At 70.8% G+C, this 25,336-nt stretch carries 22 protein-coding genes; 12 read left to right on the top strand and 10 right to left on the bottom strand.

The genetic code is table 11. From position 1 onward, the window contains the following. Window positions 1-37: 37 nt before the first annotated feature. Window positions 38-1,621 (bottom strand): alpha-amylase family glycosyl hydrolase, encoded by a 1,584-nt coding sequence (locus J2Y58_RS08320; protein WP_310101388.1) that lies wholly within the window; start codon window positions 1,619-1,621, stop codon window positions 38-40. A gap of 26 nt (window positions 1,622-1,647) precedes the next feature. Between J2Y58_RS08320 and coxB the strand changes: the two genes are divergently transcribed. The 9 genes from coxB (at window position 1,648) to J2Y58_RS08275 (ending at window position 10,758) form a co-directional block, all read left to right on the top strand. Next, window positions 1,648-2,718, top strand: coding sequence for a cytochrome c oxidase subunit II (coxB, locus tag J2Y58_RS08315; protein WP_310101385.1), 1,071 nt, complete (start codon window positions 1,648-1,650; stop codon window positions 2,716-2,718). Further along, window positions 2,715-5,240: a cbb3-type cytochrome c oxidase subunit I gene (locus tag J2Y58_RS08310; RefSeq protein WP_310101383.1), complete on the top strand. Its 2,526-nt coding sequence runs from the start codon at window positions 2,715-2,717 to the stop codon at window positions 5,238-5,240. Before coxB ends, J2Y58_RS08310 begins: the two co-directional genes overlap by 4 nt. Further along, a complete protein-coding gene (locus tag J2Y58_RS08305; RefSeq protein WP_310101380.1) occupies window positions 5,237-5,644 on the top strand; it encodes a hypothetical protein in 408 nt (135 codons plus the stop codon). The genes J2Y58_RS08310 and J2Y58_RS08305 overlap by 4 nt, the downstream gene beginning before the upstream one ends. Further along, the gene (locus tag J2Y58_RS08300) at window positions 5,641-6,285 is read left to right on the top strand and encodes a cytochrome c oxidase assembly protein (RefSeq protein ID WP_310101377.1); all 645 of its coding nucleotides are present in this window, start codon (window positions 5,641-5,643) and stop codon (window positions 6,283-6,285) included. Before J2Y58_RS08305 ends, J2Y58_RS08300 begins: the two co-directional genes overlap by 4 nt. Continuing rightward, entirely contained in the window at window positions 6,282-7,370 is a 1,089-nt protein-coding gene (locus tag J2Y58_RS08295) for a c-type cytochrome (RefSeq protein ID WP_310101374.1), read from the top strand. Before J2Y58_RS08300 ends, J2Y58_RS08295 begins: the two co-directional genes overlap by 4 nt. A 127-nt stretch (window positions 7,371-7,497) precedes the next feature. Next, a complete protein-coding gene (locus J2Y58_RS08290; protein WP_310101372.1) occupies window positions 7,498-9,054 on the top strand; it encodes a GAF domain-containing protein in 1,557 nt (518 codons plus the stop codon). Beyond that, a complete protein-coding gene (locus J2Y58_RS08285; protein WP_310101369.1) occupies window positions 9,009-9,434 on the top strand; it encodes a response regulator in 426 nt (141 codons plus the stop codon). Before J2Y58_RS08290 ends, J2Y58_RS08285 begins: the two co-directional genes overlap by 46 nt. Beyond that, window positions 9,431-10,147 carry a Crp/Fnr family transcriptional regulator gene (locus J2Y58_RS08280; protein ID WP_310101367.1) on the top strand — a complete coding sequence of 239 codons (717 nt, stop codon included), beginning with the start codon at window positions 9,431-9,433 and terminating at the stop codon, window positions 10,145-10,147. Before J2Y58_RS08285 ends, J2Y58_RS08280 begins: the two co-directional genes overlap by 4 nt. A 26-nt stretch (window positions 10,148-10,173) precedes the next feature. Next, the gene (locus J2Y58_RS08275; protein WP_310101364.1) at window positions 10,174-10,758 is read left to right on the top strand and encodes a TetR family transcriptional regulator; all 585 of its coding nucleotides are present in this window, start codon (window positions 10,174-10,176) and stop codon (window positions 10,756-10,758) included. Here J2Y58_RS08275 and J2Y58_RS08270 read toward each other — a convergent pair. From J2Y58_RS08270 to J2Y58_RS08260, 3 genes are read right to left on the bottom strand one after another with little or no spacing between them, the layout of a single operon-like run. Then, window positions 10,744-12,231, bottom strand: a complete 1,488-nt coding sequence (locus J2Y58_RS08270; protein WP_310101362.1) for an efflux transporter outer membrane subunit — start codon at window positions 12,229-12,231, stop codon at window positions 10,744-10,746. The genes J2Y58_RS08275 and J2Y58_RS08270 overlap by 15 nt on opposite strands. Next, on the bottom strand, window positions 12,231-13,820 hold the full coding sequence (locus J2Y58_RS08265; protein ID WP_405053086.1) for an MDR family MFS transporter: 1,590 nt from the start codon (window positions 13,818-13,820) through the stop codon (window positions 12,231-12,233). Before J2Y58_RS08265 ends, J2Y58_RS08270 begins: the two co-directional genes overlap by 1 nt. Before the next feature lie 2 nt (window positions 13,821-13,822). Next, entirely contained in the window at window positions 13,823-15,007 is a 1,185-nt protein-coding gene (locus J2Y58_RS08260; protein ID WP_310101359.1) for an HlyD family secretion protein, read from the bottom strand. Between the two features lie 219 nt (window positions 15,008-15,226). Between J2Y58_RS08260 and J2Y58_RS08255 the strand changes: the two genes are divergently transcribed. After that, window positions 15,227-15,925: an FCD domain-containing protein gene (locus J2Y58_RS08255; RefSeq protein ID WP_310101356.1), complete on the top strand. Its 699-nt coding sequence runs from the start codon at window positions 15,227-15,229 to the stop codon at window positions 15,923-15,925. A gap of 3 nt (window positions 15,926-15,928) precedes the next feature. Here J2Y58_RS08255 and J2Y58_RS08250 read toward each other — a convergent pair whose 3' ends face one another. Together J2Y58_RS08250 and J2Y58_RS08245 are read right to left on the bottom strand one after the other, a co-directional pair. After that, the gene (locus J2Y58_RS08250) at window positions 15,929-18,421 is read right to left on the bottom strand and encodes an FtsX-like permease family protein (RefSeq protein ID WP_310101353.1); all 2,493 of its coding nucleotides are present in this window, start codon (window positions 18,419-18,421) and stop codon (window positions 15,929-15,931) included. Then, window positions 18,418-19,125, bottom strand: coding sequence for an ATP-binding cassette domain-containing protein (locus J2Y58_RS08245; RefSeq protein WP_310101970.1), 708 nt, complete (start codon window positions 19,123-19,125; stop codon window positions 18,418-18,420). Before J2Y58_RS08245 ends, J2Y58_RS08250 begins: the two co-directional genes overlap by 4 nt. On the opposite strand from J2Y58_RS08245, the gene J2Y58_RS08240 reads away from it, so the two are divergent. Next, window positions 19,107-19,790: an arylesterase gene (locus J2Y58_RS08240; protein WP_405053085.1), complete on the top strand. Its 684-nt coding sequence runs from the start codon at window positions 19,107-19,109 to the stop codon at window positions 19,788-19,790. The genes J2Y58_RS08245 and J2Y58_RS08240 overlap by 19 nt on opposite strands. A gap of 234 nt (window positions 19,791-20,024) precedes the next feature. Here J2Y58_RS08240 and J2Y58_RS08235 read toward each other — a convergent pair whose 3' ends face one another. From J2Y58_RS08235 to cobU, 4 genes are all read right to left on the bottom strand, one after another. Further along, window positions 20,025-20,552 (bottom strand): molybdenum cofactor guanylyltransferase, encoded by a 528-nt coding sequence (locus J2Y58_RS08235; protein WP_310101350.1) that lies wholly within the window; start codon window positions 20,550-20,552, stop codon window positions 20,025-20,027. A gap of 277 nt (window positions 20,553-20,829) precedes the next feature. Continuing rightward, the gene (gene purB, locus J2Y58_RS08230; protein ID WP_310101347.1) at window positions 20,830-22,143 is read right to left on the bottom strand and encodes an adenylosuccinate lyase; all 1,314 of its coding nucleotides are present in this window, start codon (window positions 22,141-22,143) and stop codon (window positions 20,830-20,832) included. A 61-nt stretch (window positions 22,144-22,204) separates the two neighbouring features. Continuing rightward, entirely contained in the window at window positions 22,205-23,296 is a 1,092-nt protein-coding gene (locus J2Y58_RS08225) for a Gfo/Idh/MocA family oxidoreductase (RefSeq protein WP_310101344.1), read from the bottom strand. A 64-nt stretch (window positions 23,297-23,360) separates the two neighbouring features. Beyond that, window positions 23,361-23,876 (bottom strand): bifunctional adenosylcobinamide kinase/adenosylcobinamide-phosphate guanylyltransferase, encoded by a 516-nt coding sequence (cobU, locus tag J2Y58_RS08220; protein ID WP_310101340.1) that lies wholly within the window; start codon window positions 23,874-23,876, stop codon window positions 23,361-23,363. Between the two features lie 87 nt (window positions 23,877-23,963). On the opposite strand from cobU, the gene J2Y58_RS08215 reads away from it, so the two are divergent. Then, on the top strand, window positions 23,964-25,336 hold a 1,373-nt coding region (locus J2Y58_RS08215; RefSeq protein ID WP_310101337.1), incomplete at its 3' end, for an aminotransferase class I/II-fold pyridoxal phosphate-dependent enzyme.

Raw genomic sequence — 25,336 nt, 5'->3', positions numbered from 1 at the left:
TGTCCCAACTGGACCCCGGCCTCCGCCGGAGTGACGGCTAAGGCCTGAAAATCAGGCCCTCATCTGCGTAGAGCATCCCGAGTTCGGGATCGCCATCCAGCGTCGACGCGAGTGCGTCGCCGGCCCAGTGAAAGGTAATGGCGCGCCGCGTCATATTGAGCGCCACCCGCAACACCTCCTCGCCATGCCGCCGCTCATACGCCAGCACGCCGTCCGCCGCCTCCAGCAACCGGAAATCGCCGATCGACAGCGCCGGATGCGCGCGTCGCAGCGCCAGCAGCCGGCGGTACAGCACCAGCATCGACCCGGCGTCACGGTCCTGCGCCGCGACGTTGCGCAACGGCCAGTCGGGGTTGAGCGGCAGCCATGGCTCGGCGCTCGAGAAGCCCGCGAACGGCGACGCATCCCACGGCATCGGCGTGCGCGAGCGGTCGCGTCCGATCCCGATGCCGGGCTGGCGCAGCTCCTGCGGATCGCGCACCCGCTCGGGCGGGATGTCGACCTCGCCGATCCCGATCTCGTCGCCCTGGTACAGCGTCGGGGTACCGCGTAGCGTGAGCAGCAGCATCGCCGCGACCCGCGCCTGCGCCTCGCCGATGCGCGCGGCGATCCGCGGTGCGTCGTGGCTGCCGATCACCCAGTTCGGCCAGCCGTGGGGCGGCAGGCTCGCCTCGTACGCCGCGATCATCGCGCGCAGGCCGGCGGCATCCCACGCATTCTCGATCAGCTGGAAGTTGAACGGCAGGTGGACCTGCGGCCGCTCGGGCGTGCCGTACCAGCGTGCGTGCCGGTCGTTGGGCAGGAAGATCTCGCCGATCAGCACGCGCCCCTCCGCCCCGGCGCCGTACCCGTCGGCCAGCGCGCGCATCTCGGCCGCAATCGCGTGCGCTTCGGGCTGGTCGGTCGAATGCTGCTGGATCAGCCGGTCGCGCTCGGTGATGCCGGGGCGCCAATCGGGGTTCGGCGGATTGTCCGGAAAGCCCTCGGCCTTCACGATATGCCACAGCACGTCGATCCGGAAGCCGTCGACCCCGCGATCGAACCAGAAGCGCATGACGTCGAGCATCGCCGCCTTCACCGCCGGGTTGCGCCAATTCAGGTCGGGCTGCTGCTTCAGGAACGCGTGGAGGTAATATTGGCCGCTCGCCGCGTCATATTCCCAGGCCGAGCCGCCGAAATCGCTGATCCAGTTGTTGGGCGGGCCGCCATCGGGGGCGGGATCGCGCCAGATGTACCAGTCGCGTTTCGCGCTGTCGGGCCCTCGGCGGCTCTCGACGAACCACGGGTGCCGGTCGGACGTATGGTTCGGGACGAAGTCGAGCAGCAGCTTCAGTCCGCGCGCATGGGCCGCGGCGAGCAGCCGGTCGAAACCGGCGAGATCGCCGAACAGCGGCTCGACCCCGCAATAATCGGCGACGTCATAGCCGAAGTCGGCCATCGGCGAGGGAAAGATCGGCGACAGCCAGATCGCATCGACGCCGAGCGAGGCGACATGGTCGAGCCGCCGCTCGATCCCGGCCAGGTCGCCGACGCCATCGCCGTCGCTGTCCTGAAAGGAGCGCGGGTAGATCTGGTAGACGGTGCCGCGTTCCCACCACGGGTGATCGTTTCGCTCGCTCATCGCAGGCGGTAACGGTGGCGGGGGTGATGCGATCCCTTCTCGCCCTCGCCCTCCCCTTCGTCATTCCCGCCTCCGCGGGAGTGACGGCATTTGGCCTGGAGGCGCAGCAACATAACGTCACCGTTACGAAGGAACAAAGCCCCGCACCGCGCCTTCAACATAGGTTGGGGCAGGGGGCGATTATCTTCGGGTCGGGGCGGCAATCCGCATTCAATACGTTCGGCACGGAAGCCGGGTGGCTGGCCGGGCTGACCGGCTGGATGGTGGTCGGCGCCGTCGTCATTGCAGCCGCGGTCGGCGTACTGATGTTTACGGCGCAGCGCAGCCGGGAGGGCGCGCTGACGCATCGACAGGGCATGCGGCTGGTGCTGTGGGCGGGCGGCGTGGTGCCGACCGTGGTGCTGCTGACGCTACTGATCGCGACGCTGCCGGCGATGCGCCCGATCCGTGTGCAGCCCGACGACCTGCGCGTCACCGTCACCGGCGAGCAATTCTGGTGGCGGGTCCGTTACCAGCCGCCCAGGCAGGCGGCGGTCGACGATTCGAATGAGCTGCGCCTGCCCGTCGGGCGCGATGTCGAATTGCTGCTGGAGGCCGGCGACGTGCTCCACAGCTTCTGGGTGCCGGGGCTGGCGGGCAAGCTAGACATGGTGCCGGGCCGCACCAACAAGCTGGTCGTCCACGCGACCCGCGCCGGGCGCTTCCGCGGGCAATGCGCCGAATTCTGCGGGCTCAGCCACGCGTTGATGGCGTTCGACGTCGTCGCGATGGAGCCGGCGGCGTTCGACGCATGGCTGGCGGCACGGCGCGCCCCGGCGACGGTCGTCGGCGAGGGCGCACGGTTGTTCGCCGCCAACGGCTGCGGCGGGTGCCATGCCGTGGCGGGGGTCGCGGGCGGCGCGATCGGGCCGGACCTGACGTACCTCGGCCGCCGCCCGTCGCTGGGCGCGGGAATGCAGAAGCTGACCCACGCCAATCTGGTGCGCTTCATCCGCAACGCCCCCGGGGTGAAGCCTGGCGCCCGGATGCCCGCCTATCCGCAGATGACCACGCAGGACGCCGCGACGATCGCGCGCTGGCTGGAGCAACCACGATGAGCCTCCACGCGCAGGACGACGCCGGCTTGCGGGCCGCGCAGGAAGATCGGCTGCGGGAGGTGTGGAAACCGCCGCAGGGCTGGTTCTTCCGCTGGACCGACACCAACAACAACCAGGTCGGCATCTGGTACACGCTGACCGCGTTCGGCTTCATGCTGTTCGCGGGCGTGCTGGCGATGATCATGCGCGCGCAGCTCGCCGTCCCCGACAACGACCTCGTCAGCCCTGCGACCTTCAACCAGCTGTTCACGCTGCACGGGTCGATGATGATGTTCCTCTTTGCGGTGCCGATGTTCGAGGCGGTGTCGATCATCCTGTTGCCGCAGCTGCTGGGTGCGCGCGACCTGCCGTTCCCGCGATTGTCGGCGTTCGGCTATTGGAGCTTCCTGATCGGCGGCGTCTTCGTCTCGGGCTCGATCTTCTTCAACGTCGCGCCCGACGGCGGATGGTTCATGTATCCGCCGTTCACCACCCGCACCGACCTGTCGGGGCTGGGCGCGGGCATCTGGATGCTGGGGCTCAGCTTCATCGAGGTGTCGTCGGTGGCGGCGGCGGTCGAGCTGATCGTCGGCGTGCTGAAATGCCGGCCGCCGGGGATGCGGCTGAACCTGATGCCGCTCTACGCCTGGTACATCCTGGTCGTGGCGGTGATGATCCTGTTCGCCTTCCCGCCGCTGATCGCGGGCGACGTGCTGTTCGAGATGGAGCGGCTGCTCGGCTGGCCGTTCTTCGACCAGGCCAAGGGCGGCGACCCGATCCTGTGGCAGCACCTGTTCTGGATCTTCGGCCACCCGGAGGTCTATATCGTCTTCCTGCCGTCGATCGCGCTGTTCGCGATGATCGTGCCGACTTTCGCGCGACGGCATCTGCTCGGCTATCCGTGGATCGTGCTGGCGGCGGTGGGAACGGCGTTCCTGTCGTTCGGGCTGTGGGTCCACCATATGTTCACGACCGGGCTGCCGAAGATCAGCCTCGCCTTCTTCTCCGCCGCCTCCGAAGCGGTGGCGATCCCCACCGGTATCCAGATCTTCGCGTTCATCGCAACCTTGTGGGCTGGACGCGTGGTCTGGTCGACGCCGTTGCTCTACGCGACGGGCTCGATCGCGATCTTCGTCATCGGCGGGCTGACCGGCGTGATGGTGGCGATCGCACCGTTCGACTGGCAGGCGCACGACACCTATTTCATCGTCGCGCACCTGCATTACGTGCTGATCGGCGGCACGCTGATCCCGCTGTTCGGCGGACTTTATTATTACTGGCCGCTGATCACCGGCAAGAAACTGTCCGACCGCATCGGTCGCACCGCCTTCTGGCTGCTGTTCGCGGGCGCCAACCTCACCTTCTTCCCGATGCATTTCTCCGGCCTGCTAGGCATGCCGCGCCGCGTGTTCACCTATCCCGAGGAACTGGGGATCGGCGGGCTCAACATGGCCTCGACGCTGGGGTCGTGGGTGTTCGCCGCCGGGGTCGCATTGATCTGCTTCGACCTCGCGCGCAGTCCGTGGCGGCAAAAGAGCCCGCGCAACCCGTGGAGCGCGGGCACGCTGGAGTGGCTCGCGCATCCGGACGACGAGGATTGGGGCATACGGTCGGTCCCGCTGATCGAGAGCCGCTACCCGATCTGGGACCAGCCGGACTTCGTGAAGAAGGTCGACGAGGGCCGCTTCTTCCTGCCCGATGCGGAGGAAGGCCGGCGTGAGACGATCATCACCAGCGTGCTCGACGCGCGGCCGGTGCAGGTCATCCGGCTGGGCGGGCCGAGCATCAAGCCGATGCTGACCGCGATCGCGCTGGGCAGCGTGTTCATCCTGACGACCTATCACCTTTACTGGGCGGCGCTGGTCGGCGCGGTCGTCACGCTGGCGATGGTGCTGTGGTGGCTGTGGACCGGCACCGCGGAGATCCCGGAGAAGGACTGCAAACCGATCGGGCACGGGATCGAGCTGCCGCTGTATATCTCCGGCGCATCGGCCAGCGGCTGGTGGGCGATGTTCATCACGATGATGGCCGACGCGACCGCCTTCTCGGGGCTGGTGTTCGGTTATTACTTCTTCTGGACCCGGCATGAGGACTGGCCGCCGAGCGGCGCCGGGCTCGACGGGCCCGGTGCGTTCTGGCCGATGGTCGCGCTGGCGGTGTCGCTGGCGGGCTGGGCGATGACGATCGCTGCGCGCGAGACGAACCGCCGCGGCGCGGTCGGCATCGCGCGCACCTTGCTGGGGCTGGGGGCGGTCGCGTCGCTGGCGGCGATCGGCGCCGGGCTGGCCGGGCCGTGGCTGTCGGGGATGGCGCCGAAGCTGCACGTCTATCCCGCGATCGTCTGGACGCTGGTGATCTGGACGACGGCGCATTCCGGGGTCGGCGCGATCATGCAGCTGTACACGCTGGCGCGCAGCGTCGCGGGCAAGATGACGCCGCGCCACGACGCCGATGTGCGCAACATCACCGTCTATCAGCATTTCATGGCGCTGACCGCGATCGTCACCTACGCCACGATCGGCCTGTTCCCGGGGGCGGCATGAAGAACGAAGCGCCGCGCGGCCCCGAGCGGCGGGGCATCCGCCACCGCCTTCGCGAGGTACGCGTCACCTTGTGGACGCTGATCGTGCCGCCGAGCGTCTGGGCGGTGCACTTCCTCTTCTGCTATCTCTGGGCGGCGGTAAGCTGCGCCAAGCTGGGCGAGCTGCCGCGCTTCACGGTCGCCTTCGTCATCGGCACGATCGTCGCGGAGGCGATCATCGTCGCGTCGGGGTGGGTGGCATGGGTCCAGACCCACACGCCCGGCGACCCCGCACCGCACGACCAGGGCACCGACATCGACCGGCTGCGCTTCCTGGCGATGTCGACGCTGCTGCTGGCGGGGTTGAGCTTCATCGCGGTGATCTTCACCGCGGTGCCGGCGCTGATGCTGACGGATTGCCGGTGATCGCGGCGGGAATCTTGCTCGCGCTGGCGGCGACGATGCTGGGGTTCGCCGGTCTGGGCATGACCGGGCACATGGCGGCGCATATGGGTGCAGTGGCGCTGGCGGCACCGGTGCTGGCGCTTTCCCCGTCATTCCCGCGGAGGCGGGAACCCAGAACCTCTGACGGTTGCGTTTCTTTCGATGGACCTGCGCGTCTGGATTGCCGGTTGCGCGGGAATGACGGTCTCCTTGGGGCGGGCGGGCCGCTTGGCTGGGCCACGATCGAGTTCGTCGTCGTCTGGGCGTGGCACGCGCCGGCGTTGCGCGACCTGGCGGACACGCACGTCGCCGTCGCACTGATCGAGCAGGCGATGTTCCTGATCGTCGGCGTCGGGCTGTGGCGCGCGGCGTTCGCGCATCCGGCGGGCGGGGTCGCGGCGCTGCTGCTCACCTCGATGCACATGACCTTGCTCGGCGCATTGATCGGGCTGGCGTCGCGGCCGCTGTACGCGATGATGGCGATGCATCCCGCGCCCGGTCTCGATGCGTTGACCGACCAGCAGCTCGGCGGCGTGGTGATGCTGGTGATCGGCGGTGCGGTCTATTGCCTGGGCGGTCTCGCGCTGCTCGGCACCTTGTTGCGGGAGCGGGCGGCGGCATGACGATCCGGCTCACCTGGAAACGCGCGGGTGCCGCGCTGCTCGGCATCGTGCTCGCCGCGCTGCTGTTCGCCTGGTCGGGCATTTTCAACATCGCCGCCTCGTCGGGGCATTGGGCGGTGACCGAATGGTTCCTGCACTGGACGATGCGCAATTCGGTGAAGACGCACAGCTTCTTCGATTCGCCCAAGGACCCGATCGCGACCGACGGTCAGCTGGTGAGCGCCGCCGGGCATTTCGCCGCCGCCTGCGCGACGTGCCACGGCGCGCCCGGCCAGCGCCCGTCGCCGGTGATGCAGAAGGCGATGCCGCCCGCGCCCGACCTGTCGGTCAACGCCGCGCAATGGACCGACGGGCAGCTGTTCTACATCCTGCGCCACGGCGTGAAATATTCGGGGATGCCGGCGTGGGGGGCGGAAGGGCGGGACGACGAGATCCGCCGCATGGTCGCCTTCGTCCGCCGGCTGCCCGGCATGACACCGGCACGATATCGCGCGCTGGCGGGCGAGGCACAGGGGGCGGGGATCACCGATGTGCGCGCACTCGGCAGCAACGTGCTGGCCGGCTGCGTCGCCTGCCACGGCGAGGACGGGCGCGGTCGCGGCCAGCCCGACATACCCGTACTGGGTGGGCAGCGCGCGGGTTACCTCGAGGCGGCGCTGGCCGCCTATGCCGATGGCCGCCGCGCCAGCGCGGTGATGGGCAATGCCGCCGCGGTGCTGACGCCGGCGGAGCGCCGCGCGCTGGCGCGGCATTTCGCCGCGATGCCCGGTATCGGGCCCGGTATTGAGCCCGGTACCGGGCAGGCGACTCCGCAAGGCGACCCGCGCGCGCGCGTGATCGTCGAGCGCGGCTTGCCCGAACGGCAATTGCCGGCCTGCGCCAGCTGCCACGGCGCGGGCAAGCCGCAGCCGGTTCTCGCCGGGCAGCGCGCGACCTATATCGCCGCGCGGCTGCGCTACTGGAAAGGCGACGGCAAGGAGATCGACGCGCGGCTGCCCCAGAACGTAATGCCGGTCATCGCACGCCGCATCCCGGAGGAGCTGATCGATCCGCTGGCGCGCTATCTCGCGGGCAACACACGCTAATTTCCCCGTGCTTGCATCCGATTGTTAACGGCGGCATGCTAATCGCCTGACACCGCGGAAGTTGCCTTGCACGAGGTGACGCTGCCCGGCGCCACGATCGCGCCCGGCAACAGGCAAGGAGGCAGCGGTGAAGGCCGAAGTGCACGACGAAACCGACCTGCTTGCCACGCTGGCGCGCAAGAATGCGGTGCTGCAGGCGATCAACCGCATTTTCCACGAGGCGCTGGGTGCGACCACCGTGGAGGCGCTCGGCCGCCTCTGCCTGGCGGTCGCCGAGGACCTGACCGGCGCGTCGTTCAGCTTCATGGCGGAGCTGACCCCCGAACGCGACCGGCTCCACGACCTGGCGATCAGCGACCGTGCCTGGACGGTGTTTCGCCGCGCGTGGCCGGACGCCGGCGAGGATCTGGTCCCGACGCATCTCGACCTGCACGGGCTCTACGGTCGCGTGATCCTCGACGATGCCAGCCTGATCGCCAACGACGCGCGCGGGCATCCGGATGCGATCGGCACGCCGCCCGGCCATCCGCCGCTGGAATCGTTCCTGGGCGTGCCACTGCGCCGGCAGGGGCGGCTGATCGGCGTCATCGGGCTCGGCAATCGCGCCGGCGGCTTCCGCGAGATCGACCGGCTGGCGGCCGAGGAGCTGGCGCCGGCGATCGTCCAGGCGCTGACGGCCAAGCGCACCGAAGTGGCGCTGCGCGAAAGCGAGGACATGCGCCGCGTCAGCATGGAACTGGTGCCCGCGATGCTGTGGCGCACCGACGCGTCCGGCCGCAACAAGATGAGCACCGGGCAGTGGACCGACCTGACCGGGCAGAGCGAGGCGGATGCGGCCGAATGGGGCTGGCTCGAGGTGGTGCATCCCGCCGACCGCAGCGCGGCGGAGGCGGCGTTCCGGCACTCCTACGCCTGCGGCGACCCGCTGGAGCATCAGGTACGGCTGCGTGATCGCGACGGTGCCTATCGCTGGTTCCTGATGCGGCAGGTGCCGATCCGCGACGGGCCGCGGGCGACCACCGACTGGCTGGGCGCGGCCACCGACGTCCACGACCTGCGGATGCTGGAGGAGCGGCAGCGGCGGCTGGTCGCCGAGTTGCAGCACCGCGTGCGCAACATCCTGACGGTGGTCCGCTCGGTCTTCGCACGCACCGTCGAGGCGGGCGGCGCGCTGGAGGATGTCGCGGACCATTTCCGCGGCCGCCTGGACGCGCTGGCGCGCACGCAGGCGATCGTGACGCGCACGCCCAGCGGGCACGTCGACCTCCAGAATCTGATCCGCGACGAGCTGCTCAGCGTCGGCGTGGCGGATGGCGAGGCGATGGCGATCACCGGCCCCGACATTCTGTTGCCCGCGCGCGCCGCCGAGGCGATCGGGCTGGCCGTCCACGAACTGGCGATCAATTCCGTCAAGTATGGCGCGCTGCGCGTGCCAGGCGCGGCGCTCGACATCCGCTGGTCGACCGGCGTGGAGGTGGACGGCGTCCCCGCCGTTCGGCTGACCTGGACCGAAAAAGGTGTGCCGGTCGTGCCGATTTCACCTTGTCGTCAAGGCTTTGGTACGGAATTGATTTGCGAGGCGTTGCCCTATCAATATGGTGCGGAAACGCGACTGAGGTTCGTCGGCGGCGGGGTGCGATGCGAGATCGCCCTGCCGTTGCAGGAGGAAGGGACGACATTCTGAGCGATAACGCCAATCTGACGGGCAAGCGCCTGCTGATCGTCGAGGACGATTATTTCATTGCCTCCGACCTGAAGCGCGCGCTGGAAGCGCATGGCATTACCGTGGTCGGCCCGGTCGGACGCGTCGCCGACGCGCTGGCGCTGATCGAGCGCGAGCGGATCGACGTGGCGATGCTCGACGTGAACCTGGGCAATGCGATGTGTTTTCCCATCGCGGAGCGGCTGCGCACGTGCGGGGTGCCTTTTCTGTTCCTAACCGGTTATGATGCTTGGACGTTGCCGGAATCGCTGCGCGACGTGCGGCTGCTCGTCAAACCCTTTGACAGTGCAGCGGTCGTCGCCGCCGTGCGTAACCTGTGCGAGATGGAGAAGGTCCGATGATCCGAGGACAGTTGCGCACCGACCCGCGCGGACCGGCGCTGACGCGACTGATGGCGCTCGCCGCGCTGGACCAGCCCGCCATCGCGGCGCTGACCGCCGCGATGGAGGAAGCGCGCGCGATCCGCTCGCGCCGCGACATCGTCACCGAGGGGCGCGAGATCACGCAGGCGCTGCTGCTGCTGTCCGGCTGGGCGGCGCGGGTGCGGCTGCTGCCCGATGGCCGGCGGCAGTTTTTGAGCTTCCTGCTGCCCGGCGACCTGATCGGCGCGTGCGACCATCCGCACGCCGCGGCGGTATCGACCGTGATCGCGATGTCCGACGTGACCGTCTGCCCGCTGCCGGTCGCCGACGCCGGCTCGCCGCTGCACGTCGCCTATGCGATCAGCCGCGCGATGGACGAGGGGCACCTGCTCGCGCAGATCACGCGGCTGGGCCGCCTGAACGCGCAGGAACGGATCAGCGACCTGCTGCTCGAACTCTACGAGCGGCTGACGCTGAATGGCACGGTCAGCGGCAACGGCTTCGACCTGCCGCTGACGCAGGAAACGCTCGCCGACGCGCTCGGGCTCACCTCGGTCCACGTCAACCGCATGTTGCAGCAGGCGCGGCGCGAAGGCGACATGCAATGGCGGGTCGGGCACGTTCGGCTGAGCGATCCCGCCGGCCTGGCGCGCAAGATCGGCCATGTGCCGGTGCGCGTCTCGGTCCGCTGAGCCCGCCCCCCGGGCCGACCCGGACCGTGCGCGACGGCGCCGATGCGCCGGAGCCGGGCGCACGGCCGATGCGCCGCGACGCACTCGCCCGGCGTAATGCGCTGATCGAGGCGGCGCGCGTCTGCTTCGCGCGGGCGGGCTATTTCGTGCCGCTGGAGGAGATCGCCGACGTCGCCGGGGTCGGGCGCGGCACCTTCTACCGCAACTTCAAGGACCGCGTGGCGCTGGCGCTGGCGGTGTTCGAGCGCGAGATCGACCGGCTCGGCGCGCTGGTCGACCCCGCGCTGCCGCTCGACCGCGCGCTGGCGCGGCTGGTGATCGAGGGCGAGGAAGCGACTCGGCTGTTCGCGCGGCTGACGATCGACATGCCGCTGGACGGCGACCATCGCGACGCCTTCGACGCGCTGCGCGAGCGGCTGGAGGCGCTGCTGCGACCGCTGGCGACGCGCGGCCACCGCGAGGGGACGCTGGCGCGCGATCTGGGCGCGCGCGAGCTGACGCTGGCGGTCCGGATGCTGGGGGCGATCGTCTCCAAGGCGCCGACGACCCGTCGCGATGCCCTGCTGGACGAAGCGCTGGCGCTGGTGACGGTCGGGCTACGGCCGCGCTGACGGGGCAGGATCGCGCCAGCCCAGCCCCAGGTTCTTCTGCACCGCGATATATTGGTTGGTCAGCTGGGCGCGTCCTTGTTCGGCCGCGATCGCCGCCGACAGCCGTTGCCGCTCGATATCGAGCTGGTCGACCAGCGTGCTCGTCCCGGCATCGACGCGCTGCGCGTTCAGCCGCGCCGCGCGCTGCGCCGACTGGTCGGCCAGCAGCAGTTGCGCGAGCTGCTGCCGGGTGTTGCCGAACCGCGACAGGCTGGTCTCGGCATCCTGGAGCGCCTCCAGCACCGTCTGCCGATACTGTGCCGCCGCCGCGTCGCGCTGCGCCTCCGCGCCGCGCACCGCAGCGCGGTTGCGTCCGAAATCGAGGAACGACCAGTTCAGCATCGGCGCCGCCACCGTCGCCAGCTTCGACGGATCGAGCACGTCGCCGATCCCGGTGCCGCCCAGCCCGACGACGCCGAGCAGGTTGAGCGACGGGAACATCTTGGCGGTCGCCACCCCGACCTGCGCATTGCCCGCCGCCAGCGCGCGTTCGGCGGCGCGGATGTCGGGGCGGTGCGCGATCAGCGCGGCCGGGTCGCCGATCGGCACTTGCGCGGGCGGCAGCGGCACCGCCACCACCGGCGCCAGCGTCGCATCGAGCGCGCCGGGCGCACGCCCCGTCAGGATCGCCAGCTGGCCCTTGTACTCGTCGATCTGCGCGGCGAGCGGAATGGTCTGCGCATCGGTGCTGTTGAGCTGGTTCTGCAACCGCTCGACCTGGAGCAGCGAGGCGGTGCCCGCGGCATAGCGCTGCTGCACCAGCGCCAGTTGCCGGCGTTGCAATGCGCTCGACTGCGCGTTCAGCCGCGCGCGCGCCTGTGCATCGCGCAACGCGACATAGGCCTGCGCGACCTGTGCCGACAGCGTCACCTGCGCATCGGCCAGCTGCGCGAACCGCTGGCCCTCGGTCGCACGCCGTTGCTCTTGCGCGCGGCGGCCCCCGCCGAACAGGTCGGGCTCCCACGACGCCATCGCGCCGAGATTGTAGAAGTCGAGCGTCGTGTCCCGGTCCCCGCCGCCCTGGTCCCCGCCACCCTGCTGCGCGCCGCCCTGCTGCCCGCCACCCAGGTCGGTGCCGGGCAGCCGCGCGTTGAGATACACCGCACTGGCGCTGACCGACGGCAGCCGCGCCGCGCGCTGCTGCCGATATTGCTCGCCCGCCGCACGCAGGTTCGCCTCCGCCGCCGCGATCGTCGGGCTGTGCGCCAGTGCATCGTCGATCAGCGCGGTCAGCGTCGCGTCGCCCAGCGTCTCCCACCAGCGCGCCAACCCGGGCGCGGGCGTGAACGCTGCGTCGCCGGCGCGGACGAACGTGCCGCGCGCCACCGCGTCGGAGGCGACCGCCGGCGGTCCCTTGTAGTCGGGGCCGACGGTGCACGCGCCCAGCGCTGCCAGCGTGAGCGCGAGGGGAAGGGCAGGGAGGAGGTGGCGCATCAATGCATCGCCGCCGGCGCGGCGCCCTTGGGAAGCGGACGAAGGAACAGGACCAGCGGCAGGACGACGAAGGTGCCCATGCCCATGATCCAGAAGATGTCGTTGTAGGTCATTACCAGCGCCTGCCCCTGGATCTGCTGCCCCAGCGTGCGCAGCGCCGCCTGCGGCCCGCCCAGCGACTGCGCGGTGGCGGCCATATAGTCCTGCACGCGGACCGAATTGGCGTTCAGCGTCTCCTCGATCCGGCGCGCGTGGAACCACGACCGCTGGTCCTGGATGATCGCGATTCCCGCCAGCGCGAAGCTGCCGCCCAGGTTGCGCATCGCGCTGAACAATCCGGAGGCGTCGCCGGCCTCGGACGGCGGGACCGATCGGATCGCGGCCTGGCTGAGGAACAGCATCGCCAGGATCTGCCCGACCCCGCGCAGCAACTGCGATTCGGTGAAGTCGCTACCCACCGAATCGATCGTCAGATTGGCGTCGAGCAGCGCCGACGTGCCCATGATGAGCAGCCCGGCGCCCACCGCCAGGCGGATGTCGACCCGCACCAGCAGGATCGGCACGATCGCCATCATCACGAAGCTGGGGATGCCCGCCAGCAGCACGACCTTGCCCGATTGCAGCGCGTTATAGTCGGCGATCGCCGCCAGGAACTGCGGGATCGCATACGACGTGCCGTACAGCACGACGCCCAGCACCAGCCCCATCACCGCCACCGATCCGAACTGCCGGTCGAGCAGCAGCCTGAGCTTGATGACCGGGCGCCGGGCGAAGACCTGTCCGGCGAGCAGCAGCGCGAAGCCGGCCATCGTGACGACGAACATGTAGCGGATCAGCTCGGAGGAGAACCATTGCTCGCGCTGCCCTTCCTCCAGGAACACCGTCAGCCCGCCCAATCCCAGCGCGAGGCCGGCGATCCCCAGCCAGTCGGCCTCGCGGAACAGGTGGAGGCGTGCGGGTTCGTGCTTCAGGCCCAGCAGGAGCAGCAGGACCAGCACGCCGCAGATCGGCAGGTTGAGGAAGAAGGCATAATGCCAGCTGATGTTCTCGGTCAGCCACCCGCCGACCAGCGGGCCGAGCACCGGCCCCAGGATCGCGGTCATGCCGAACGCGGCGATCCCGATCGGCTGTTGCGCGCGCGGCAGGCGCTGCGCGATGATCGTCTGCGCGGTGGGGATCATCGCCCCGCCGGTGAACCCTTGCCCGACACGCCCCACGATCATCTGCGGCAGCGTGTCGGCGGTGCCGCAGATCACCGAGAAGAGCGTGAACAGCACCGCCGCGATCAGCAGGAAGGTGCGCAGCCCCAGCAGCCGCTCCAGCCATGCCGCCATCGGGATGATGACGATCTCCGCGACCAGATAGGCGGTCGCGATCCACGTCCCCTCGGTGCCGCTCGCGCCGATCTCGCCCTGGATCGTCGGCAATGCGGAATTGACGATCGAGATGTCCAGCGTCGCCATGAACGCGCCCAGCGTCCCCGCCGCCACCGCCAGCCAGGCCGCCAGGTCGGCACGCTCCGCCCCGCCGGCCGGCAGGTCGGCGCGCGACGCAGCGGGGGTGGGGGCAGGGGGAGCGGCGCTCGCCACGCTCAGCGCTCCCGCTTGTTCGCCTGCTGCTGCCGGTCGCGCAGCCGCTCGATATCGTCCTTGGCGGAAATCGTGTCGACGGTCACCTCCACCGACAGCCCGGGCACCAGCAGCCGCCGGACCTCGGGCGTCGCCTCCAGCGCGATGCGCACCGGCACGCGCTGCGTGATCTTGGTGAAATTGCCGGTCGCGTTCTGCGGCGGCAGCAGCGAGAACTGCGCGCCCGTCCCCGGCGAGAAGCTGGCGACGCGGCCCTTCAGCACGATGCCGTCCAGCGCGTCGACCTTGATCTCGGCGGGCTGGCCGGGACGCATCAGCGCCAGCTGCGTCTCCTTGAAATTGGCGGTGACGTAGAGCTTGTCGAGCGGCACCAGCGACATCAGCCGCGTGCCCGTGCCCGCATACTGGCCGATCTGCACCGTCTTGTCGCCGACGCGCCCGTCGATCGCGGCGCGGATCAGCGTCGCGCCCACGTCGACATTGGCCGCGCTTTGCTGCGCGCGCGCCGCCTGCGCCTGCGCCAGCCCCTGGCGAACCTGCGTCTCGAACGCGGCGACGCGGCGCTCCTGCATCGTCAGCGCCGCGGCCTGCGCGCGCACCGCCTGCGCGGATTGTTCGGCGGCGAGCTGCAATTGCGCGAGTTGCTGGCGCGTCTCGGCGCCCGACGCGGCGAGCGGGCGGTAGCGTGCGACCTCCGCGGCATCGTGCGCCGCCTTGTCGCGTGCGGAGGCGAGCTGTGCGCGCGCCTGCTCGATCGCGGCATATTGTTCGCGCACCTGCGCGCGTGCGCTGTCGGCCTGCGCGTTGGCGACCGCGATCTGCGCCCCGGCCTGCGCGGCCTGCGCCTGTGCGTTGCGCGGGTCGATGCGGACCAGCGGCTGGCCGGCGCGGACGTCCTGGTTGTCGGTGACGAATACGTCCGCGACATAGCCGGCGACGCGCGGCGCCACCGTGACCATGTCGGCGCGGACGGTCGCGTCGTTGGTGTCCTGAAGATACTGGCCGTGCGCCTTGTAGCGCGCGTACCAGATCGCCCCCACGACGACGACGACCAGCGCCACGACGATCAGCACCGCCTTGGCGCGCCCGCTCAGCCCGCGGCGCGGCGTGGCGCCGGCGTCGTCGCGCTGCGCGTCCGTCGCGCCGTTATCCGCGGTGTCGTGGGGGGAGGCACCCTGTTCGGCCATCTATCCGGTCCAGCAACGAGAAGGCGCCCGCGACCGAAGCCGCGAGTCGCGAAGAAGCGGACAATATGTCCGCTTGTCGTCACACCGCAAGTGCCGCACTGCAACATGCCGTCCAATGATGGGATAATTGCCGGTTGTGCTCGCCGCACGGATCGGGGCACGATACGCCCGCGCGCGGCCACGAGACGGCGGCGCGCCTGAACGGGGAGACAATCGTCGGTGCAGCACGCTTTCGGTCGCAACCTGACCTACGGGCTCCACGAGGTGCTGGGGCGCGCGATCGTCGTCGGCGACTATGCCGACCGCCCGTTCCCCAACGAGGCCGATATCGTCCGCGAACACGGCGTCAGCCGTTCGGTCACGCGCGAGGCGGTCAAGATGCTCGCCGCCAAGGGGCTGCTCGGCGCGCGGCCGAAGCAGGGGACGTTCGTGCGCCCGCAGGACGCGTGGAACCTGCTCGACCCCGACGTGCTGCGCTGGCTGCTGGAGCGCGAGGCGTCGATCGACCTGCTGCGTCATTTCAACGAACTGCGGATCGGGGTCGAGCCGGAGGCGGCCGCGCTCGCCGCGCGCGGCGCCACCGCCGAACAGCAGCAGGCGATCTCCGCCGGTCTCGCGCAGATGGTGGCGGCCGAACGCGGCGAGGACGATACGCTGGATGCCGACATCGCCTTTCACGTCGCGGTGCTGCGAGCGTCGAACAATCCGTTCTTTCTCCAGTTCCGCGAGATGGTCAGCACCGCGTTGCGCACCTCGATCCGCTTCACCAACCGCATCGCGGGCCGCAGCGCGAGCATCGCCGAACATACCGCGGTGCGCGACGCGATCCTGGCCGGCGACGCCGCGGCCGCGCATGAGACGATGCGCGGGCTGATCGTCAACGTCCTCACGCTCATCGAGCAGCCGAGGGCCGACTGACCGCTACAGCGTCCGCAGCATCCGCGCCGGACGTGCGCGCAGCGCCGGCACGCTGCCCGCCACCCCGATCCCCAGCGTGATCGCGCTCGCTAGCGCCAGCGTCGCGGCGACCCGCCCCCAGTCGGGCGCGAATCCCATGTCGAACACGCGGGTGACGACATACCACCCCGCCGCGCCGCCGGCCGCGAGCGCCACGGCGGACAGCAGCGCGGCGAGCAGCGCATATTCGATCGCCTGCGCGCCCAGCACCTGCCGCATGCTCCCGCCCAGCAGCTTCAGCACCACTGCGTCGTAGCGGCGCGCGCGCCCGGAGGCGGCCACCGCCCCGACCAGCACCGCCAGCCCGGCCAGCACCGTCGCGGCGGCGGCGACGCGCACCGCGGTCGCGATCTGCCCCAGCAGCGCGGAAACCTGCCCGATCACGTCGCCGGTACGGATCAGCGTCACCGCCGGCATCGCCGCGGCCACCGCACGCGCGATCGCGCCGTCGCGCCCCGGCGGCGCATAGATGCTGGCGAGCAGGCTGTGCGGCGCTTCCTCGATATAGCCGGGCGAGAAGACGATTGCGAAATTCAGCCCCAGCCCCTGCCAGTCGATCCTGCGCAGCGCCGCGATCCGCGCCGGCACGTCGACCCCCAGCACCGAGACGGTGATCTCGTCGCCGATCCGCAGCCCCAGCGCCGCAGCGGCGCGATCCTCGATCGAAACCAGCGGAGGCCCGCGATAATCCGCCGGCCACCACCGCCCGGCGACCACCTGGTTGCGCGGCGGCACCCCTGCCGACCAGGTCAGCGTCCGATCGCCGCGCAGCACCCAGGCGTCGGCGGGCAGCGTTCTCAGCTGCGTCACCGGCACGCCCTTGATCGCGACGATCGCGCCGCGCAGCGACGGTACCGCCTCGATCCGCGCGCCGGGCGCCGCGCGCCGGACCGCGCCGCGGAACGTCGCCGCGTCCTCGGCAGGCACGTCGGCGGCGAAGAAGCGCGGCGCGCGCGCCGGCGCCGAGCCGGCGAGTTCCGCCGACAGGCTGGAATCGATCACCGCCAGCGCCACGAACAGCGAGAAGCCGAGCCCCAGCGCCACCACCAGCCGGTCGGTCGCCGCGCCGGGGCGGTGGAGGTTGGCGAGCGCGAGGCGCGGCAGCGCGCCGCGCGGGCGCGGCACCCGCGCAAGCGCGCGACGCAACATGATCCCGACCCCCCACAGCAACGCCACCAGCCCCGCGATCGCCGCCACGAACCCCAGCGCCAGCCAGCGGTCGCTCGCCGACAGCACCGCCAGCGCGACCAGCGCGGCGAGCAGCGCCGCCATCGCGGTCAGCACCCGCCACGACGGCCGCCCGGTATCGGCCAGCGCATCGCGCAGCAGCGTCGCGGCCGGCACGCGCCGCGCCTGCGCCAGCGCGGGCAGCGCGAAGAGGAGCGCGACCAGCACGCCCAGCACTGCCGCGGTCGCCAGCGGCCCGGGATAGATCGCCAGCCGCGGCACCACCGGCAACGCGTTCCCTGCGATGCGCGTCACGATCCACGGCACCGCCGCGCCCAGCACCAACCCCGGCAGCATCCCCGCCGCGCCGACCAGCCCCAGCTCGATCAGGAACAGCCGCGCGATCAGCGGCGAGCGCGCGCCAAGCACCTTCAGCGTCGCGATCATCTTCGTACGCGCCGCCAGATAGGCCGCGACCCCGCTGCCGACCCCGACCCCCGCGATCGCCAGCGCGGCCAGCCCGACCAGCAGCAGGAATTGTCCCAGCGTCGCGATCCCGCCGCGCACGCCCCGCCCGGCGTTCTCGGTCGTGCGCGGGGTCCAGCCCGCACCCGCGAAGCGCGCCGCCAGCCGCTTGCCCGTCGCTTCGGCGTCGACGCGCGGCGGCAGCACGATGCGATACCCGCTGCGATAGAGACTGCCCGGCTGGATCAGCGCGCTGGCGTCCAGCCCGCGCAGGTCGACCAGCACCGGGCTGCCGAGTGCGAAGCCGGCGCCCAGCCGGTCGGGCTCCTGCGCGATCAGCCCGACGACGCGGAACGGCACGGTGCCCAGCCGGATCGTGCCCCCGACCGTCACCCCCAGCCGTTCGGCGAGCGCCGGCGCGATCGCGGCTTCCCGGCCATGCGGCCGCGTCGCCAGCGCGCCCGGCGCCATCCGGAAGCGGCCGACCAGCGGCCAGCGATCGTCGACCCCGCGCAGCTCGGCGAGCGCGCTCTGATCAGACCCTGAATGCACCATCGCGCGCAGCGACACGACCTCCGCGACCGGTCCGGCGGCGGCGAAGGCGGCGAGTTCCTCCGGCGTCGCGCGGCGTTGCGACACGACCATCTCCAGATCGCCGCCCAGCATCGCGCGGCCCTGCGCATCCAGCGCGGCGAGCATCGCCGCCGACAGGCTGCCGATCCCGGCCAGCGCGGCGGTGCCCAGGAACAGGCACATCGCCAGCAGGATCAGCCCGCGGCCCCCGCGCCGCAGGTCGCGCAGCGCGAGGGTCCATGCGCTGCTCACGCGCGGCGATCGGCGACGATGCGCCCGTCGGCCAGCTCGACCACCCGCGCGCACCGTGCCGCCAGCGCGCGGTCGTGCGTGATGACCAGCATCGTCGTGCCCGCCTCGCCGGCGCGCGCGAACAGCAGGTCCATGATCGCCGCGCCGGTGGTGGTATCGAGGTTGCCGGTCGGCTCGTCGGCGAACAGCAGCGCCGGGCGCGCGACCAGCGCGCGCGCGATCGCCACGCGCTGCTGCTCGCCGCCCGACAGTTGCGCGGGATAATGCCCGGTCCGATGCGCGAGCCCGACCGCCGTCAGCTCCTCGCGCGCGCGCTCGAACGCATCGCTCGCCCCGGCCAGTTCCAGCGGCACCGCGACATTCTCCAGCGCGGTCATCGTCGGCAGCAGGTGGAAGGCCTGGAGCACGATCCCGATCCGCCCGCGCCGCGCGACCGCCAGCGCATCCTCGTCCAGCGTCGTGAAATCGAGTCCGGCGACATGCACCTCGCCCGCGGTCGGCCGCTCCAGCCCGGCGAGCACCGCCATCAGCGACGACTTGCCTGATCCCGACGCGCCGAGCAGCGCGACCGTGTCCCCCGTCTCCACGGTCAGGTCGACGCCGTGCAGGATCTCCACGCGGGCCGGCGGCTTGCCGAGCGCGAGGCGGACGTTGCGTGCCCGGATCGGCGCGCTATCTGGGGCGGATGGGAAGCCGGTCACGATTGCGTCGATACGGAGGGTGGTGGTGGCTTGTCCATCCGATCCTGCTGCTGTTGCTGGTCGCGCCGGCGCAGGCTGCGCCGCGCGCACCGTTGATATGGGCGTTCGGCGACAGTTTGACGGCGGGCTACGGTCTCCCCCCGGCGCAGGGATTCCCCGCGCGATTGCAGGCCGAACTGCGGCGGCAGGGGGTGGCGGCCACGGTGCGCAACGGCGGCGTGGCGGGCGACACTGCGGCGCAGGGCCGCGCGCGTCTGCTCTGGGGGCTGCGCGGATTGAAGGCGCGGCCGGATCTGGTGATCGTCGAACTCGGTGCGAACGACATGCTGCGCGGGCTGCCGGTGGCGCAGGCGCAGGCGAACCTCGACTGCATCCTCGCCGAGTTGCGCCGCCGCGGCATCCCGGTGCTGCTCGCCGGCATGCGCAGCGCGCCCAACATGGGCGCCGACTATGTCCGTGCGTTCGAGGGCATGTACCCCGCGCTCGCGCGCCGCCACGGCGTGCCGCTCTACCCGTTCTTCCTCGACGGCGTCGCGGGGCAGCGCGCCTTGTTCCAGGGCGACGGGCTCCACCCGAACGCCCGCGGCGTCGCGATCGTCGTCCGCCGGATGGCGCCCGCGGTGCGGCGGGCGCTCGCAACGAACGCGGCAGCACCCCGTTCGTCCTGACCTTGTCGAAGGACGTGTCCGGGCACGCGCTTCGACGGGCTCGGCGCGAACGGTCGGGCAACGGATCGCTTCGCGCCGCGGTCGGTTGATGGCGGGCAAGGAGATGCGATCATGACGACCAACCCCGAAAAGCGCGACGACGACGATCAGGCGCAGGCGATGGAAGAGGCGCAGGAAGAGGCCGCCGAGGAGCGCGAGGAAGAAGGCGGCTACCAGTAACGGCGCGCCCGCGGCTTACGGGCGCGACAGGCTGGCAAGCTCTGCGGGCGTGTTGACGTTCGCCAGCACCACGCCGGGCAGCACCGCGGTCGCGCCCGCCTGACCGGCCCACCGCCGTATGGCGCGCGCGCCGCCGCCGATCAGATGCGACAGCAACGGTTGCGCCAGCCGCGCGGGCCACAGCCCCACCGTCGGCGCCTCGGCGGCATAGGCGGGCGTTCCGGCGAGCAGCGCCTCGAACAGGTCGTCGGGAAGGAACGGCGTGTCGCATGCCGTCGTCAGCACCGCGTCATAGCCATGGTCGGCGGCATGGCCGAGCGCCCCCGCGATCCCACCGAGCGGGCCCAATCCCGACACCGGCAGATCGGGGATGCAGGCAACCGGCGCGTCGCTTCGCCCGACCACCACCAGCGCGGTGCAATGCGGTCGCAGGCTGTTCAACGCGTGATCGAGCAGCGTCGCGTCGTCCAGCATCGCCAGCGCCTTGTCGCTGCCGAACCGGGTCGCCTGGCCACCCGCTAGGACGGCGCCGAGGATGTTCATGGTATGGAGCGGGGCGATCCGCCCCCCGTGAGAGGGGCGGTGTGCCGATGGATCAGAGCGTGGTGAACACGACGCCGACCACCAGCGCCTGAGCCGCCAGGGCCAGCGCGGTGCTGGCGGCGGTTTCGAACATGCGCATGGGAATGGTCTCCGTATGCCGGGTCATGCCGGCACGGAGCCAAATGATATTTATTGCTCCAACGCGCAACAATCGAACAGAACATTCGTGCTTGCACTATTTGCAACCGAAATCTTGACGATTCGTCAACGCCTTGGCTCAGCCGGCAAACACACGGTCGAAGATCGTGTCGACGTGGCGATAGTGATAGCCGAGGTCGAACTTCTCGTCGATCTCGGCGGTTGACAGCGCCGCGGTGACCTCGGGATCGGCCTTCAGCAACTCCTGCAACGACAGCTGTCCGTCCGATTCCCACACCTTCATCGCATTGCGCTGGACCAGCCGGTACGCGTCCTCGCGGCTCACCCCCGCCTGGGTCAGCGCCAGCAGCACGCGCTGCGAGTGGACCAGCCCGCCCATCCGGTCGAGGTTCTTCTGCATCCGCTCCGGATAGACCAGCAGCTTGTCGACCACGCCGGTCAGCCGCGCCAGCGCGAAGTCGAGCGTGATCGTCGCGTCCGGCCCGATATAGCGTTCGACCGACGAATGGCTGATGTCGCGCTCGTGCCACAGCGCGACATTCTCCAGCGCCGGGGTTACGTAACCGCGCACCATCCGCGCCAGTCCGGTCAGGTTCTCGGTCAGCACCGGGTTGCGCTTGTGCGGCATCGCCGACGAACCCTTCTGCCCGGGCGAGAAATATTCCTCCGCCTCCAGCACCTCGGTGCGTTGCAGGTGCCGCACCTCGGTCGCCAGCCGCTCGATCGAGCTGGCGATCACCCCCAGCGTCGCGAAGAACATCGCGTGGCGGTCGCGCGGGATGACCTGCGTCGACACCGGTTCGATCGCCAGCCCCAGCTTCTGCGCGACATGCGCCTCGACGCGCGGATCGACGTTCGCGAACGTGCCGACCGCGCCCGAGATCGCGCAGGTCGCGATATCCTCGCGCGCCATGACGAGCCGCGCGCGGTTGCGGCGGAACTCGGCATGCGCCTGCGCCAGCTTCAGGCCGAAGGTCACCGGCTCGGCATGGATGCCGTGGCTGCGCCCGATCGTCGGGGTCAGCTTGTGCTCCTTCGCGCGGCGCTCCAGCACCTCCAGCAGCCGGTCGATGTCGGCGAGCAGGATGTCCGACGCGCGTGCCAGCTGCACCGACAGCGTCGTGTCGAGCACGTCCGACGAGGTCATCCCCTGGTGCATGAAGCGCGCTTCCTCGCCCACCTGCTCGGCGACCCAGGTCAGGAACGCGATCACGTCATGCTTGGTCACGGCCTCGATCGCGTCGATCGCCGCGACGTCGATCCGCGGGTTCGTCGCCCACCACGCCCACAGCGCCTGCGCCGCGCTTTTAGGCACGACCCCCAGATCGGCCAGCGCATCGGTGGCATGCGCCTCGATCTCGAACCAGATGCGATAGCGCGCCTCCGGCTCCCAGATCGCGGCCATGTCGGGGCGGGAGTAGCGGGGGATCATGCGCGCGGTCCTTCGAGGATAAGGGAGTTGGCGCGCGGGTAGCAGCGTGCGGGTGAAATTCCTACACCAGCCTAATCGTCCGCCCCTCGCGCGCCGACCGGTAGATCGCCTCGACGATCCGCATGTCGCGCAAGCCTTCCTCGCCCGACACGATCGGCTCGCGCCCGCTCACCGCGCATTCCGCCAGATGGTCGAGCTGCGCCGCGAACTGCGTCTTGCCCGGCCCCGGCGGCGGCGACACCTCCTGCTCGCGCCCGTCGCGCCCGGTCCACAGCCGGTTGCCGTCGTAGCGCGTGGCCGGCTCCAGCTCGACGCGCCCCTTGCTGCCCATCAGCAGGATGCGGTTCTGGTTCGCCGAATACATCGACTGGCACCCCGCGATCGCACCGGAGGGGAATTCGAGCGTCCACTCGATCATGTCCTCCACCTCGCGGAAACGCGGGTCGGTGCGATCGGTCGATTCGCGCGCGGTCACCGCGATCGGCTCCTCGCCGGTCATGTAGCGCGCCGCCTGGAGGCTGTAGACGCCCATGTCCATCAACGATCCGCCGCCCGACAGCGCCTTCTTCAGCCGCCACGCATTCGGATCGCCGGCATTGAACCCGTGCTCGGACCGCACATAGCGGATCTTGCCGGTATCGGGCTGCTTCGCCAGCCGCATCGCCGCCAGGTTCGTCGGCTCGAAATGGCAGCGGTAGCCGATCATCAGCTTGCGGTTCGCCGCCTTGCACGCCGCGATCATCGCCTCGCATTCGGCGACCGACACCGCCATCGGCTTCTCGCACATTACATGCTTGCCGGCCTTCGCGGCGCGGATCGAATATTCGGCATGCATGGCATTGGGCAGGCAGACATAGACGATGTCGACGTCCGGATTGTCGCGGATGCGATCGAAGTTCCGATAGTCGTAGATCGCGTTGTCGCCCAGGCCATGCTCGGCGGCGACCTTCTTCGCCTTCGCCGGATCGCCGCTGACCACCGCCGCCAGCCGGCTGTAGCGGCAGTTCCTGAACTCGGGGATGATCCGCCCGAGCCCGTATCCGCCCAGCCCGACGATCGCATAGCCCAGCTTGCGCTGCGGCGGCTGTGCACAGGCGCTGCCGGCGACCAGCAACGGCGCGGCGGCGATCAGCGTGCGGCGTCCGATCTCCATGGCGTACCTCCCTTTTTTCTCTGCCGGGCAGGCTGCGGATGCCGGCCGCGATTGTCAACGCGATCTATTTCAATCGCATAGCCAGGCCGGCGACGACCAGGTCGACGCGGTCGACCGCGGCGGCGACGCGCTGGTTGATCCGCCCCGCCACGTCGCGGAAACGCCGCGCGAGCGCATTGTCGGGGACGATCCCCCAGCCGACCTCGTTGGCGACCAGCACCACCCGCGCCGGGGTGGCGGCCAGCGCCGCGACCAGCGCCGCCGTCGCCGCCTCGTCGTCCGCCTCGCCGAGCAGCAGGTTGGACGCCCACAGGGTCAGGCAGTCGACCAGCACCACCCCGTCACACACGTCCGCCACCGCCTCGGCCAGCGCGACCGGCGCCTCGACGGTCCGCCAGCGCGTGTCGCGGTCGGCGCGGTGTCGCGCGATCCGCTCGCGCATCTCATCGTCGAACGCCTGCGCGGTGGCGACGAACACATGCGCGCCCGCGCAGCCTTCGGCCAGCGCCTGCGCATGCCGGCTCTTGCCCGATCGCGCACCGCCCAGCACCAGCCGCGTCCGCCACTCGCCGTCGCCCATCCCGTGTCGCCTCCGTCTTTTGCGCTTGCCTGCCTGTCCGCAAATGCTGATGGAGGCCGCCACCGCCCAAGTCGAGGCTCCACCATCGTGCGCGATCTGACCTTCCATGGGGGCCGCCTGGCAGCGGCGGCGCGGCTGTTCCCGCATGCGCCGTCCCCGTGGCTGGACCTGTCGACCGGGATCAACCCGCATCCGTGGACCCCGCCGGCGCGGTTCGCCATCGACCAGCACGCCTTGCCCGCGCCCGAGGCGCTCGACACGCTCCTCGCGGCGGCGGGCGCGGCGTTCGGCTTTGCCGGCGCGCTGGCGGCCGTCCCGGGCAGCGAGATCGCGCTGCGGCTGCTCGCCACGCTCGACCTGCCACGCCCGTGGCGGGTGGTGACGCCCTGCTACCGCACGCACCGTGACGCGCTGCCCGGCGCGACCCCGATCGCGGCGGACGCGGTCGAGGCGGCCGCCGGGGCAGGGGGCACGCTGCTGCTCGCCAACCCCAACAACCCCGATGGCCGGCTGTTCGCGCCGGAACGGCTGGTGCAGGTCGCCCGTCGCCTCGACGCACACGGCGGCGTGCTGGTGATCGACGAGGCGTTCGCCGACGCGATCGACGGCGCCAGCATCCTGCCGCTGCTCGGGCGCCACGACCCGGTCGTGGTGCTGCGCTCGTTCGGCAAGTTCTACGGGCTCGCCGGCATCCGGCTCGGCTTCGTCGCCGGGATGCGGTCGGTGGTCGAGCGGATCGCCGTGCTGCTCGGCGGCTGGCCGGTCTCGGCGACCGCGCTCGCCTACGGCACCGCCGCCTACCGCGACGCCGATTGGGCGACCGCGATGCGCACGCGACTGGCAGCCGAGGCGGCGGCGCTGGACGCGCTGCTCGCCGCGCACGGCTTCGATGCCCGCGGCGCCTGTCCGCTGTTCCGCCTGATCGACACCCCCGGTGCCCCCGCGCTGTTCGAGACGCTCGCCGCCGCCGCGATCCTGACCCGGCCCTTCGACGACGCGCCCCACCGCCTCCGCCTCGGCCTACCCGGCACGGCACACGACCGCCTCGCCACCGCGCTCACGTCATTCTCGCGCAGGCGCGAACCCGGACACGCCGACGCCGCCGCCTCTATCGAGACACCTGCGTGTCTGGATCCCCGCCTGCGCGGGGATGACGGGGAGGGCGGCGGACCATCACCATCCCCGCACGGGCAGGAACCCGGCAGCGCTCCGGTCGCCGCCCCACCGCATCTTCACGAGAACACGCGCGAGGACGACGCCAGCATCGCTTCTCCCTCGTCATTCCCGCGCAGGCGGGAATCCAGACACGCCGACGCCAGCGCCTCTATCGACAGCCCTGCGCATCTATACCCCCCTCGCGGGAACGACGGGGAGGGCGGCGGACCATCACCATCCCCGCACGGGCAGGAACCCGGCAGCGCTCCGGTCGCCGCCCCACCGCATCTTCACGAGAACACGCG

The sequence above is a fragment of the Sphingomonas sp. BE138 genome, from assembly GCF_031456125.1.
Taxonomy (GTDB): domain Bacteria; phylum Pseudomonadota; class Alphaproteobacteria; order Sphingomonadales; family Sphingomonadaceae; genus Sphingomonas.
Note: the sequence above shows the minus strand (reverse complement) of the source record. Positions and strands in the feature narration are given on the sequence as shown.

What these genes read in the sequence shown, in the direction of transcription:
- J2Y58_RS08280 (WP_310101367.1), top strand. Translation starts at nt 9,431, where the DNA reads ATGATCCGAGGACAGTTGCGCACCGACCCGCGCGGACCGGCGCTGACG.
- J2Y58_RS08235 (WP_310101350.1), bottom strand. Translation starts at nt 20,552, where the DNA reads ATGAACATCCTCGGCGCCGTCCTAGCGGGTGGCCAGGCGACCCGGTTC.
- J2Y58_RS08240 (WP_405053085.1), top strand. Translation starts at nt 19,107, where the DNA reads ATGGGAAGCCGGTCACGATTGCGTCGATACGGAGGGTGGTGGTGGCTT.
- cobU (WP_310101340.1), bottom strand. Translation starts at nt 23,876, where the DNA reads ATGGGCGACGGCGAGTGGCGGACGCGGCTGGTGCTGGGCGGTGCGCGA.
- J2Y58_RS08305 (WP_310101380.1), top strand. Translation starts at nt 5,237, where the DNA reads ATGAAGAACGAAGCGCCGCGCGGCCCCGAGCGGCGGGGCATCCGCCAC.
- J2Y58_RS08285 (WP_310101369.1), top strand. Translation starts at nt 9,009, where the DNA reads ATGCGAGATCGCCCTGCCGTTGCAGGAGGAAGGGACGACATTCTGAGC.
- J2Y58_RS08310 (WP_310101383.1), top strand. Translation starts at nt 2,715, where the DNA reads ATGAGCCTCCACGCGCAGGACGACGCCGGCTTGCGGGCCGCGCAGGAA.
- coxB (WP_310101385.1), top strand. Translation starts at nt 1,648, where the DNA reads ATGCGATCCCTTCTCGCCCTCGCCCTCCCCTTCGTCATTCCCGCCTCC.
- J2Y58_RS08320 (WP_310101388.1), bottom strand. Translation starts at nt 1,621, where the DNA reads ATGAGCGAGCGAAACGATCACCCGTGGTGGGAACGCGGCACCGTCTAC.
- J2Y58_RS08295 (WP_310101374.1), top strand. Translation starts at nt 6,282, where the DNA reads ATGACGATCCGGCTCACCTGGAAACGCGCGGGTGCCGCGCTGCTCGGC.
- J2Y58_RS08260 (WP_310101359.1), bottom strand. Translation starts at nt 15,007, where the DNA reads ATGGCCGAACAGGGTGCCTCCCCCCACGACACCGCGGATAACGGCGCG.
- J2Y58_RS08270 (WP_310101362.1), bottom strand. Translation starts at nt 12,231, where the DNA reads ATGCGCCACCTCCTCCCTGCCCTTCCCCTCGCGCTCACGCTGGCAGCG.
- purB (WP_310101347.1), bottom strand. Translation starts at nt 22,143, where the DNA reads ATGATCCCCCGCTACTCCCGCCCCGACATGGCCGCGATCTGGGAGCCG.
- J2Y58_RS08225 (WP_310101344.1), bottom strand. Translation starts at nt 23,296, where the DNA reads ATGGAGATCGGACGCCGCACGCTGATCGCCGCCGCGCCGTTGCTGGTC.